1 pseudogene is annotated in these 222 nt (G+C 57.7%); it reads left to right on the forward strand.

Features of this window, described 5'->3' with window-relative positions:
- Positions 1-222 (forward strand): annotated as a pseudogene (locus AF337_RS28895) (Gfo/Idh/MocA family protein); the annotation flags it as partial.

Here is a 222-nt window from a genome sequence, read left to right on the forward strand (position 1 = left end):
CATCTTCGGAACACGCGGCACGCTCGAACTTAATGGCAATCTGCTCTCGGCTGAGGGTGCGCGGCAGTGCCGGGAGAACTTCGATCCCGACGAGACCTACCAGGGTTCCTATGACGCGACCATTGCGCATTTCCTCGACAGCCTCGATGGAAAGGTGGCGATGGAGACATCGCCGGGCGATAACATCAAGACGCTTGCTCTGGTCGAGGATATCTATCGCTT

It is taken from the genome of Rhizobium ecuadorense (assembly GCF_001187535.1).
GTDB lineage: Bacteria > Pseudomonadota > Alphaproteobacteria > Rhizobiales > Rhizobiaceae > Rhizobium > Rhizobium ecuadorense.